The organism is Pseudoalteromonas luteoviolacea NCIMB 1944, assembly GCF_001625565.1.
Classification (GTDB): Bacteria; Pseudomonadota; Gammaproteobacteria; order Enterobacterales; family Alteromonadaceae; genus Pseudoalteromonas; species Pseudoalteromonas luteoviolacea_F.
The window spans coordinates 43577-55696 of record NZ_AUXS01000019.1; the positions used below are offsets into that span (position 1 = coordinate 43577).

Below are 12120 nucleotides of genomic sequence, written 5' to 3' on the forward strand. Positions count from 1 at the left end.
ATGGTGAGAATGATATTTTCAACGCTGATTTTCATAGCAACCATTTCACTACTTGTAGTTTTTGTACAAAGTTCAGTATATCAACCACCTGCGTTTTCTCAGCAAGAAATGAAACCTGCCGGTGAATCTACCGCTCGTAGAGTACCAAGAAGAAGCTTTATTGAACCGATAGCAAATGAAGACGGTATGATTTTGTTTGATTTTTGGGATGGCTTTTCATTTTTTCGCGATCCATGGGTAGCTGCACCTTCAATCACCAGAGACCGTGATGGTTTAGGCCCCCTTTACAATGCGAGATCATGTAAAGCTTGCCACAACAGTGGCGGGCGAGGAAAGTTAGGTGAATCGGGTGAAATTGCGAAAATGTCGCTACTATTTCGCTTTCTAAAAGATGATGGCAATGTGGACAGCCGTTACGGGGGGCAGCTACAGCCGTTTTCAGTTAGATTAAGCCACAGTAGAATTAAAACGCCGACAATAGCGGAAGGTCAGGTGATAGTTCATTATGACTTAATTGAAGGTAAGTACGACGATGGAACCCCTTACACACTAAGAAAACCAAGGTATGAACTAATAGACTTGGGGTACGGAAAAATTGACAAAGATAGCTTTATTTCTGCTCGATATGCACCTGCAATTTACGGAATGGGCTTATTGGATGCTATTAATGAAGAGGATTTACTTGCACAAGAAGATACGCACGATAAAAACAAAGACGGGATCAGCGCCAAATATAATCGAGTTGAAAATGTTAAAACAGGCGAGTTGGCAATTGGACGTTTTGGTTTTAAAGGTCTTCACCCAACATTAGAGCAGCAAGTTGCCGGTGCGTTTTTAAATGATATTGGAATTACCAATCCAGTTTTTAAGTCTGAGAATTGTTTATCACATCAAACCGGTTGTAATCAGGCCGCTAGTATAGAACCCGCATCCATATTAGATATTCCTAAAAAACTCTTTGAACCAACGTTATACATGAGTCAAACAGTGACAGTCCCACCTGCAAGAAAGTTGAAATCAAAAAAGGCTCAGCAGGGGCGAAAGCACTTTTACCAGCTAAATTGTAATGGCTGCCACACGCCTAGCTACACGACCTCATCAGATTATCCTGTCGATAAGTTAGCGAATCAAAAAATCTGGCCATATACCAATTTAGCACTGCATGACATGGGAGAAGGGTTAGCTGACCGAGGAACGGAAAACCAAGCGAACGGAAGTGAATGGCGTACGCCGCCTTTGTGGGGAATTGGCCTACAGAAACGAATTCAAGGGTTTGAAGGCTACCTTCATGATGGCAGGGCAAAAACCATTGAAGAAGCTGTGCTATGGCATAGTGGCGAGGCCAAGAAACAGCAGCAAGCCTTTAAAGCACTTTCACTGCAAGAGCGTGAATCTCTAATTTATTTTCTAAAACAAATTTAAAATTTCATTAGGATAAAACAATGACTATTAAAAGTGACTTATTGATATTATCGATAGTAAGTTCGTTGTCTTTGCCCTTGCTCTCAGGGTGCGGAGGCTCGGGCGGCGATAGTGCAACCCCTACCAATAACGCCGGGGCTGACAATGGCACATCAGACGGCGGCACATCAGATGGCGGCACATCAGGTGGCGGTACATCAGGTGGCGGTACATCAGATGGCGGTACATTAGGTGGCGGTACATTAGGTGGCGGTACATCAGACGGCGGTACATCAGACGGCGGTACATCAGATGGCGGTACATCAGATGGTGGTACATCAGATGGCGGCACATCAGATGGCGGTGCATCAGATGGCGGTACACTAGCTCCTGGTGAAATGCCGGTTGCTGAAGGACAGAGCAAGGTATTAGGTGCGGTTAGTGACTCTGTAATCACGCCTATGTATCAGTCTTTTTTAGATTCGACTCAATCTTTGGCCAGTGCAACAAATACATACTGTAATATTAGTGAGCCTCAACAAAGTGATTTGAGTCAGCTTCAAGACTCATGGAAGCAAGTAAATAGTCAATGGCAGATGATCCGTGCAACTAAATTTGGCCCTCTTGCTGACAATTTTACGTATTCTAGGATCCAACTTTGGCCATTTTTACCAAGTAGAATTGTCAGCTCTGTCGAAAGCACAATTGAAACCAGTTACGACTTTTCACAGGGGTTCAATGATTCTACTCATCAAAGACAAGGTTTGCCTGCTTTCGAGTATTTAGTATTCAATCAAGAAACAGATACGAATATCTTAACAGCAGCTGACAAAGCCGAGCGATGCAACTATCTGAAAGCCATTGCGAGCAACGTGAATAATTTAATGACTTCGGTTAATTCTCAATGGGTAAGCGAATTTTCACAGCAATTCAAGGCAGGCAATGGTGAATTTGAAAGCAGTAAAAGTGCGCTTGAAACACTTTTTAAATACTGGTTTGAGTATTTAGAGGTGATAGCAGATGACAAACTAAAGAAACCATTAGGCCTTGATGTGCCGGGCAAACCGGAAGAGCTGGAAAGCCATTGGGCACAGGTGAGTTTACAAAGTATTGAGTCGAATATTACATCTTTGAAAGCGTTATACGATGCTGGTGATGAGTTTGGCTTTGATGACTATCTGGTAGCCGTTAACAATAGAGAAGATTTAAAGGATGATATCAATGAGCGCTTCGAAGTAATCTTTGCCATATTGAAAACGATGGAAGGGAATAAATTAGCAGACTTAATTCAACAGTCAGAAGGTCGCGAAAAAATTAATGAGTTAGGCGTAGCCATCACTGCTTTGCGAACCGTCATGAGTACAGACTTTGTTCAGGTAACAGATATACAGCCGGGGTTCAACACTAATGACGGCGATTAAAAACGGTAAGCCGAGAAGAGAGTTTTGTAAAAACGTGCTCGCACTGAGTGCTTTATTACCCGCTGGTTCGTTAATTTCTGGTTGTTTAATCCAATCAAATAGGGTGTTTGCTAGTGCATTTACCTTATCATCCGGAGAGCACTTTGTTGGTTGGTTTGATAACAACGGAGTACTGCGTGGAAAAGTAGCTTTGCCACAAAGAGCGCACGATTTGCATTTTTTTCCTGATAAACAAGTGCTGTTAGCGTTTTCGCGTAGACCGGGGCGCTATTTCCATATTATCAAATTGCATGAGCAAAGGGTTGTCAGAAGTATTGAGGCTTCGAAAGCACATCATTTTTATGGTCATGGCATTTTGAGCAAAGATGGAAACTGGTTGTTCACAACAGAGAATAAATTTGATGATGCACAGAATCCGAATGAAGGTGTTATTGCAGTGAGAAACACCGCAAACTGGAAAGTAGAGACATTTCTCCCCAGTGGCGGTGTTGGTCCTCATCAACTTCAAAGTTTGTCTGACCCAAATATATTAGTCATTGCAAACGGTGGGATCCATACTCACCCAAGCTCACCAAGAACAAAATTGAATCTCAATGATATGAAGCCCAATCTATCTTATTTGGATTTGAAAAAAGGGCACATTATTGATTCTGTTGCGCCGCCTCATCATCAGCTGAGTACTCGGCATTTGTGTGTCGACCAGCAAGATAATATATACGTTGGTTGTCAATTTCAGGGTCCAGATTACATTATTAAACCTTTAATTTATAAGCACAAAATGAACTCAAAGCTTGAGCCGCTTAAAGCACCACAAGCGACTTGGCTTAGCTTCAAACAATACACTGCAAGTTTGGCTGTAGATGAAAAACGAAAAACGCTTGGTGTGACCTCTCCCAAAGGCAATATCACAAGCTTTTGGGATTTAGAGACTCTTTCACTTAAAAAGGTTGTTAGTGTCAGAGACTGTGCAGGTATTTGCGCTTCCGAATCAGGTTTTATGATATCTACAGGTAGAGGTGAAATAGTGCAGGGTTCTAATGTACTCAATTCAAACTCAGGCCTACGTTGGGACAATCACATGGTCGGTTAAATTGAGGAGTAAATTATACTCAGGTAATTTACTGAGAAAATTAGTGCTTTTTTCATTTTTTGTTTAACTTTTTTCTTTGGCCACATACCTTGTGGCTAAATAATTTTCAATTCCAGTGTTATTTTTCAAAATGTTGCCAGTTTGTATTTAAGTGTAATAGAAAAGCAATTCGTATTAACCCTTTCTCTTTCTTGCTTGCAGAGCATTGATTAAAGACTTTTTTATTGCTTTTTTGTATTTAATGACAAAAAAATTAAAAAGTGTAAATAAAAGGTTGTAATTGTATTTTTGTTTGTGTAGTTTGTTTTTAAACAAGGTACATAGTTAAATATTAAACAGGACACCACCGCATCGGATGCGGATAAGAATAATAATTAGGAATCAACATGAAAAAAACATTTAAGTTAACATCGGTCGCATTCGCAGTTGCTGCGCTTTCTGCAACGGTTGCTCAAGCTCAAGAGACAAAACAGTACATTCTAAAACAGAGTGATCTTAGTATTTTTGCTCCTGAGACGAGCCGTTTTTCTAGAGCAAATATTGCAGAGAGCTTTAGCGCGGAACCAACAGCAGAAGTACTGTCTGCTGATCCCAATGGTACGGTTGTGACAATGGAGCTTACACCAGAGCAAGTGGCAAAACTTAAAGCGTCTGGTCAATATGCTTATATCGAAGAAGACATTGAATACAAGCCGTTTACTCAAGACTTTGCTGGTGAGGCATCGCCTTACGGTTTAGCTGAAGTGCAAGCAAACTTGTTGCAAGACACAAACGCTGATCTATTCAAAGTCTGTGTTATTGACTCTGGTTATGATTTAGGTCACCCAGATTTACCTCAAAATGCGACAGGTTTCACTGATTTACCAGGTGGATTAACTTGGTACCAAGACGGTTCCGGCCACGGAACACACGTTGCTGGTACTATCGTTGCACTTAAAAACGGTAAAGGCGTTGTAGGTGTACTTCCTAACGACAGAGTAGGGATCCACAACGTTCGAGTATTTGATAACGACGGTAAACAAGGTCTAACATCTCGTATCGCTCGCGCTGTAGATAACTGTGTAGAAAATGGCGCAAAAGTCATCAACATGAGTTTGGGTGGTGGTAGCCCAAGTCAATATTTCCAAGAGCGTCTGCAAGCAGCATACGACAAAGGTGTATTGTTGATTGCCGCAGCCGGTAATGATGGTAATGCGACCATGAGTTATCCAGCAAGTTACGATACGGTTGTTTCAGTCGCGAATATTGACGAAAACCGAGTTAAAAACCCATCTTCTCAATATAATGTGCAAGTTGAAATCGCGGCGCCAGGTACTGATGTACTGTCAACTGTGCCAAGAAGTTCCGGTATTCTTGCTGCTATTACAACGGGTGGTAATCAAGTTAAAGCGGGCGGCATGACGCACTCAGTTGAAGGCACAGTGAGTGCTGATCTAGTTGATTGTGGCCAAGGCTTAACAACATGTGCTGCTACACAAAGCATCTGTTTAATTGAGCGTGGTGGTGCATCGTTCAAAGATAAGGCAGCTAATTGCCAAGCGGGTGGTGGTGTCGCTGCAATCATTTACAATAACTCGCCAGGTGAATTTGGTGGTACGCTTGGTGATACAAACCATGGCCTAACTATTCCTGTGCTTTCCTTATCACAAGAAGCAGGTACTGCACTTAAATCATCAGTTGGTAGCAGTGTGAAAGTTGAGCTGAACGCGGTACTAGATTACGGTCTTAAGAGCGGTACTTCAATGGCAAGCCCACATGTTGCAGGTGTTGCCGCACTAGTGTGGTCTCAGCACTCAAGTTGTACAAACGTCGATATTCGTAATGCACTAAATGCAACCGCGATTGATTTAGGTACAGCGGGTCGTGATGATGAATATGGCTATGGTCTAGTTCAAGCCAAAGCTGCTTCAGACTATATCGCGACACATGGTTGTAGCGGTGTACAAGACAATCAAGCGCCTGTTGCAGATTTTACTTTTAGCTGTTCAGCTCTAGCTTGTGACTTTGATGCAAGCTCAAGCCGCGATGCAGATGGTCAAGTAGTCAGTTATGACTGGAATGTTGGCGGATTCAATACAACGGGTGCAACAGTTGCGCATGCATTCGCAAATGCTGGCACATACCAAGTTTCTGTGACCGTAACAGACGATGCAGGCGCAACGCACAGCGTAACTAAGTCTGTAACTGTGACTGATGGTGTTGATAACACAGGTTGTGTAGGTCTGACCGAGTGGAACAGCGGTCAAGTTTACGTAGCTGGTACAGAGGTGTCTTACAATGGTAGCAAGTACCGCAGTAACTGGTGGAACCGTGGTGCAAACCCAGCACAAAACTCCAACGTTGGTAACGCCTGGAAAGTGTGGACTGACCTAGGTAAGTGTAACTAATTCCTTAAAACCTTGAGATTAAAGGTGCAAGGCGACATTTAATGTCGCCTTTTTTAGTTTTTCAACTGAAGATACCGATAATTTTTTCAATAAGCTGTTGCTTGTTGAAAGGCTTATAAAGGATACAATTTGTTGTTAAGTGCTCTATATCTTCATTGCCTATAAAGCCTGATATAAACATATATTTTAACTCTTTATTGCTTTTCAAAGCAGCCTGAATAAACTCAAGCCCGTCAATTTTAGGCATGATGACATCACTGATCACCAAATCAATGCTTTGCTCTTTTAGTATTGATAGGCCATCAACGGCATTGCTTGCTTCGACGACATTAACCTTAGTTCCTGTTAAAAAAGATTGAATTAAAAAACGAATATCTTCTTCATCGTCTACTACGAGTATATTTTTAATCTGTTGAGGGAGGGACAATAACTGCTTTTGGTGAGTAAAAGTTCCATTGGTAGATTTCTCAACCACAGCCGGAAAATAAACTGTAAATACTGTACCGATCCCTATTTCAGATGAAACATCGATTGCGCCATTTGAAGCTTTTACAAACCCGTAACACTGTGAAAGTCCTAAACCATTTCCTGTCTCTTTTTTGGTTGTAAAGAAAGGGTCGAACACTTTATCAATATTTTCCGGCAAAATTCCTTCACCTGTGTCTTGAAAGCTGACTCTTATCGTTTTTTCTGTTTTAAGTTCGAGAGCAGCCATTTGTTCATCAGATAACGTGACTTGCTGAGTTGATATTTTAAACTCTCCACCATTAGGCATCGCGTGCATGGCATTGATTGATAAGTTTAATAGGAGGTCTTCAAATAGGTTCTCTTCAATATGAGCACGGCTAATCAAGGGATTAAGTTCCAATGTGAGTCTAATTTTCGAGGTCATTGCAGCTTCGAGTAATTTTTTATTTTTCTTTATTAGCTCATTGAGATCGGTATATACAGGCGTACTGGGTTTCTTTTTTGCAAAAGTAAGCAAATTGCCAGTGAGCTTTTGCCCTCGATAGCAAGCTCTTTCAATAGCTTGGACGCATGAAGACGGGTCTTTATCGTGATCTGAAATAAGATTAGTGTAGCCCAAAATGATGCCTAGGATATTGTTAAAATCATGCGCAACGCCACCTGCAATATTACCTAGGGACTCTAGTTTTGAACTACGGTTGATTAATTTTGCCTGTTGTTCATGCTCACTCATGTCTTGAAAGTTAGCGATGAAATGCAGTTCGCCTTGTTCCGTTAACGGCATACTTGCGACTGAAATACGAATAGGGAAAATATAACCGGTTTTGTGTTTTGCCTTTACGTCTCTTCCTAGACGGTTATTGATAATCTGAGACTTTCCGGACTTGATGTAGTTAGCTAGCTTTGCGCTATGCTGATCTATGCCATCGGTTAACTCATCAATATTGTGCCCAACAATTTCGTCCTCTTGATAACCGAATATATTTTCGGCTTCGGGATTAAAGGAAAGAATTGTGCCATGTGAGTCGGTGGTAAATATACCTTCTAGCAGTGACTCTATAATACGCTTTTGCTCAGCTTCTTTTAGCTCAATCAATTTCTGTTTGGACTCGAGCTCGGTAATGTCTTCGCCTTTGAAAATAAAGCCGATAATTTCCTTTTCACTTGAGTGGTAGGGAATATAGGAGACTCTTAATGTACGCTCTTGTGGTGTCCCAACAAACAAGCTTTCTTTAAACGTGACTGAATTACCTTTTATAGCATGGTCGATTTTGCTCTTTAGTTTTTTAAAAAGGGTGTTGCCTAAAATGTCAGAGACGGTATGGCCAACAACTTCTTCACGTTTTTTTCCATGCAATTTTAAATAAGCTTGGTTAACTGTCTTAAATGTATACGTCAAATCAAGGAATGCGAACATATCACTCGAATTCTCAATAATTCCTTTGTATTGTTCGAGCTCTCTCATTTGCTTATATTTATCAGCTAGGCTGACCACAAATACGATGAATTCTTGACTGTCTTTATTGAAAATAGATCCACCAATTAATATCGGAACTTCTAAACCAGATTTGTGGATATAAACCTTTTCGAATGGGGTCCAGTACCCTTTGTCATTCGCTTCCTCTACAGCACGCAGATCGAGCGGCAGATACTTTTCTGGTGTCAGGTTCTTCCAATCTATTTTGCCATCAGTTAATTCGTCTTGTGTATAGCCAATCATTTCAAGCAGAGTTGAGTTAGCGTCGAGGATATTCCCTTTTGCATCTGAATGAATAATGCCAATGAAGTTTGACTCTTTCCACCTTTTAAAGCGCTCAGCTTCAGAGTCTAGTTGATGGTTTAGTTTGGTGAGCTCCTTGATGCTGTTATACAGGGCTTCTTCATTTTGATTGCGTTGTTGAAGCATGAAGTTAAGGGACTGCACGACCTCCTGGATCTCATGGATTGTATGGTGCTCTGTGATTGAAATGTGCTTATCATTAACTGCTTTTGCTAAAACCTCGTGAATTATCAAAAAGGGTTTGGTGATCCAACTGATCAATATAAAAGAAAGCAAAGAAACCAAGCAAAGTGCGCCAATTACAACTTCTATTGACTGCAAATTTAGTTCTTCAACCCGTTTAAATGCCTCGGCTTTGTCAATTTTTACAACCATACCCCAATCAGTTTCTGGGATGTGATGTGAAATGGCCAATACGGGGACCTCTCTATAATCGACATAGTCCGGAAATATGTCATTAGTACCATTGATCGCGTGTGTTATAGGGATTTCTAGGTTGCTTTTAGGCACTGTGAGGGAGAGGGCAACTGTTGGATCGTTTCTTGTTGGAGTAAGAAAGAAAGCATCTCCATTTTCATCGCGCGAAGCCAGAACTATTTCTCCACTTTTGCCTAAGCCTGTGTAGTCACTGACAATGGATCTAAGTTCATCATTTTTAAATGCAACCTCAATATAGCCAATTAGTTGTCCATCCAATTCGATTGGCTCGATAAAAAGGAGCAATTGCAATTGATCTGAAAACAGTATTTTTACGTTATAAAGTGAACTATCTTTTTTTAAGTCACTTACATTGATGAGAGAGCGCAAACCTTCTCTCGAAGTATAAATAAGTTCTTTGCCGTGATTGTAAATGGCGATGCCATAGATGCTTTCACTCGAAGAAATCGCGTGACTTATAATCTTATCTATTCGTGCTACATCTTTTTGAGCTGCATCGCGGTCAGATCGTTTTAATAATTGCCTAAGTTGAGTTCGACTCTTTATTAGGGCGACTGAGTTTTTTTTGTTCGCAAGTAGACTCGTAATTCGTTTGTGGTTAATGTCTGCAACATCTTGCAGTTTTGCGATGGTTTCGTTAAGTAGGAGCTGTTTTTCGCTTGTTATGTTTAACAGGTGAAATATGATTAAAGGAACCGTCGTGCAAGACAGCATAACCAAAAAAATTAATGTTCTCAGCTTCATTAAATTGTCTCAAACCAGCTAAAAGTAAGTGGGGTATTAAACCGACTACCACCGTTTCTGTTGGTAGCGTGAACGGCATAAAGTTATTGAAAGTATAGTCAAAAAGTGTGAAGTATGTGCGCTATGTAGAAAGGATTAAGTGCGTAACTCATGAAGTAATCTTTATCTATTTAGCATATGCCAGTAGGAGGCACTTTGAAATTACTTTGAATATTTCAATAGCTCTGACAACTTTGATGTAGTGACTAAAAGATTTTCACTTGCTGCGTCAATCTCTTGAATGGTGTTTTGTATTAATTCATTCAGTCTGAGGTTTTCTTCGTTCGGGATGTTTAAAGACTGTAAATGCTCGGTGATTTTATACGTCATGATGGTGAGTAATCTATTTGTATCGATTTGATAGTCGGATATATTGAAACAAAGCTCATCAAGGTTTCTAGAAAGGTCACACGATATTGGTGTTTTTTCCCCTAATGCAGAAAGCGCGATTATTTTTGCATTCATCGCTTGAGCTATGTCTGAAACGGAATGTTTAATTTCCTTAAAGCTTAGGCTTTCGCACTCTATATTTTTGATTAAAAAGGAAACTTGCTCTTCGTTTACGAGCATTCTGTTTGCGAATTCATGTATTTGCCCTGTATGTCGAAGTATCTCAAAGATTTCTTCTTCGATTGGTGTCGGGCGAATATGGTCGTCGCGTAAGCATTTAACATTGGGTAGCCTGAAACAAATTGATGTCTGTAAACCAAAATTTGACATTAATGAAAAAAACGCATCGGCAATATTCTGCGGGTTAGTGCAACCAGATAAATAGTTGTAAAAGTGCATAATTTGGTTGCATAGTGGCGCTTGTGTATTGTAATGATTGGGAGAGTAGGTGTTTTTTAGAGGTTCTTCACGCAACTTTTGCTTGGTGATATGACGTTGAATGCTTGATGCGATTTTATGCTTGAGATCTTCTATTTCAAAGGGCTTGCCTAAAAAGTCTGCGGCACCTAGTTCATAAGCTTTTAGCTTTTGTGCTATGTCAGTTTCACCCGAGACAAATATTATCTCGACGTCCGTTAATTCTCGTTTTTGTTGGTTGAGTTCATTACAAAGTTCTATTCCGGAAATATCTGGCAAATGTAGGTCGAGTATAATTGCCTGTGGGTTTAATGTGTTCACGGCCCCGAGCGCATCCCGTGCACATGTAAAAAAATGAACATCGAAGTGGGTGTTTAATACCTCCCTGTAGAGATTTAAATACTCTAAATCGTCTTCTACAATCATGACTTTTCCTGCTAACTGTTTCATAGAGATACCTCTGTGGGAGTATGATTGTAAAAGCGCATTGCTCATGAAAGCGTGTGTACCATTAACAGTTATAGCGTCCATATGTGTCTATACTTTGTCTAACATGTTTCTGAAATATCTCTGTACACAAAATTGATCAAATGAGGAAACTTAGTGCACTCTTTACTCCTAATTGAAGATGATGAACAACTGGCCGAGGTGACTTGTGCATACTTGGAGCTAACTGGATTTAAGGTAGATGTGGTTAACAGTGCGAAAACTTGCTGGGATGCTTTACAAAAAAAAAGCTACGCGCTAATGATACTCGATTTAGGTTTACCAGACGAAGATGGTTTGGTTTTACTGCGTAAATTGAAAAGCAATAAAACTTCGACACCCATCATTATTTCATCTGGCCGGGGAAGTGATGAAGATAGAATTGCTGGTTTAGAGTTCGGTGCCAGTGACTATCTAGCAAAGCCGTATACGGTTAAGGAGTTGTTGTTACGAATTAACCTCTTAATTGACGCAACTTCAATGCAGCCCAAAACAATAGGAATATTGTATCTTGCTGACAAAAAGCTAGATATCTACAATCAAATGTTATTGGAACATTCCGGTGCAGAGATTGAATTGACATACCATGAACAAGCAGTTCTGTTTTTGCTGGCAAAAAACGCGCCGCGCACATATTCGCGAGAGGAGATAATAGATGCGACTCGACTAGGTGAAGGCCCTGAATCTATCCGGGCTGTCGATACAATTATTTGCAGACTAAGGAAAAAAATCGAAATTAACCCAAGAAAACCTCAAGTAATAAAAACAAAAGTGGGTGTTGGATATAAAATCATTGTTAACGCACGCATATAGCCGTTGGGAGTTTCAACTTCATCCTCTAGCTATAAATTTTAGGGTGATCAGAGTCTTTTTAAAAATAGGACGGAGAACTTATTTGTTGTCACTGTATTTTAAGTTTTAGTTTACTAGTTTGTACAAAGTGTTTTAAGTCAAATTGAAGTCAGTTACATCCTATCTTATTCGGTCTACAATTTATTGAGTTAATAAAAGGTGGGTAGAGCTTTGGGTTATAGTTTAAAAAGTGTTCTTTTGATTTTT

At 40.3% G+C, this 12120-nt stretch carries 7 protein-coding genes; 5 read left to right on the forward strand and 2 right to left on the reverse strand.

Features of this window, described 5'->3' with window-relative positions; all coding sequences use genetic code 11:
• Positions 1-9 precede the first annotated feature (9 nt).
• The 4 genes from N483_RS07755 to N483_RS07770 all read left to right on the forward strand — a co-directional run bounded on the left by N483_RS07755 (position 10) and on the right by N483_RS07770 (position 6299).
• The gene (locus N483_RS07755; RefSeq protein WP_036975845.1) at positions 10-1422 is read left to right on the forward strand and encodes a di-heme oxidoredictase family protein; all 1413 of its coding nucleotides are present in this window, start codon (positions 10-12) and stop codon (positions 1420-1422) included.
• 20 nt (positions 1423-1442) lie between these two features.
• Positions 1443-2822 carry an imelysin family protein gene (locus N483_RS07760; protein ID WP_023398844.1) on the forward strand — a complete coding sequence of 460 codons (1380 nt, stop codon included), beginning with the start codon at positions 1443-1445 and terminating at the stop codon, positions 2820-2822.
• Entirely contained in the window at positions 2809-3912 is a 1104-nt protein-coding gene (locus N483_RS07765) for a DUF1513 domain-containing protein (protein ID WP_023398843.1), read from the forward strand. Before N483_RS07760 ends, N483_RS07765 begins: the two co-directional genes overlap by 14 nt.
• 386 nt (positions 3913-4298) lie before the next feature.
• A complete protein-coding gene (locus tag N483_RS07770) occupies positions 4299-6299 on the forward strand; it encodes a S8 family serine peptidase (protein ID WP_023398842.1) in 2001 nt (666 codons plus the stop codon).
• A 61-nt stretch (positions 6300-6360) separates the two neighbouring features.
• Here the strand turns inward: N483_RS07770 and N483_RS07775 are convergent, their stop codons facing one another.
• Both N483_RS07775 and N483_RS07780 read right to left on the reverse strand, forming a co-directional pair.
• Positions 6361-9729: a PAS domain S-box protein gene (locus tag N483_RS07775; protein ID WP_023398841.1), complete on the reverse strand. Its 3369-nt coding sequence runs from the start codon at positions 9727-9729 to the stop codon at positions 6361-6363.
• A 201-nt stretch (positions 9730-9930) separates the two neighbouring features.
• Entirely contained in the window at positions 9931-11025 is a 1095-nt protein-coding gene (locus tag N483_RS07780) for a response regulator (protein ID WP_023398840.1), read from the reverse strand.
• Between the two features lie 153 nt (positions 11026-11178).
• Between N483_RS07780 and N483_RS07785 the strand changes: the two genes are divergently transcribed.
• Complete coding sequence (locus N483_RS07785) at positions 11179-11874, forward strand: response regulator transcription factor (RefSeq protein WP_023398839.1); 696 nt, start codon at positions 11179-11181, stop codon at positions 11872-11874.
• The last annotated feature ends 246 nt before the right edge of the window (positions 11875-12120 follow it).

Bases quoted from the DNA above. Each gene is read 5' to 3' on its own strand.
- N483_RS07760 (WP_023398844.1), top strand. From the start codon at position 1,443: ATGACTATTAAAAGTGACTTATTGATATTATCGATAGTAAGTTCGTTG.
- N483_RS07755 (WP_036975845.1), top strand. From the start codon at position 10: ATGATATTTTCAACGCTGATTTTCATAGCAACCATTTCACTACTTGTA.
- N483_RS07770 (WP_023398842.1), top strand. From the start codon at position 4,299: ATGAAAAAAACATTTAAGTTAACATCGGTCGCATTCGCAGTTGCTGCG.
- N483_RS07775 (WP_023398841.1), bottom strand. From the start codon at position 9,729: ATGAAGCTGAGAACATTAATTTTTTTGGTTATGCTGTCTTGCACGACG.
- N483_RS07765 (WP_023398843.1), top strand. From the start codon at position 2,809: ATGACGGCGATTAAAAACGGTAAGCCGAGAAGAGAGTTTTGTAAAAAC.
- N483_RS07780 (WP_023398840.1), bottom strand. From the start codon at position 11,025: ATGAAACAGTTAGCAGGAAAAGTCATGATTGTAGAAGACGATTTAGAG.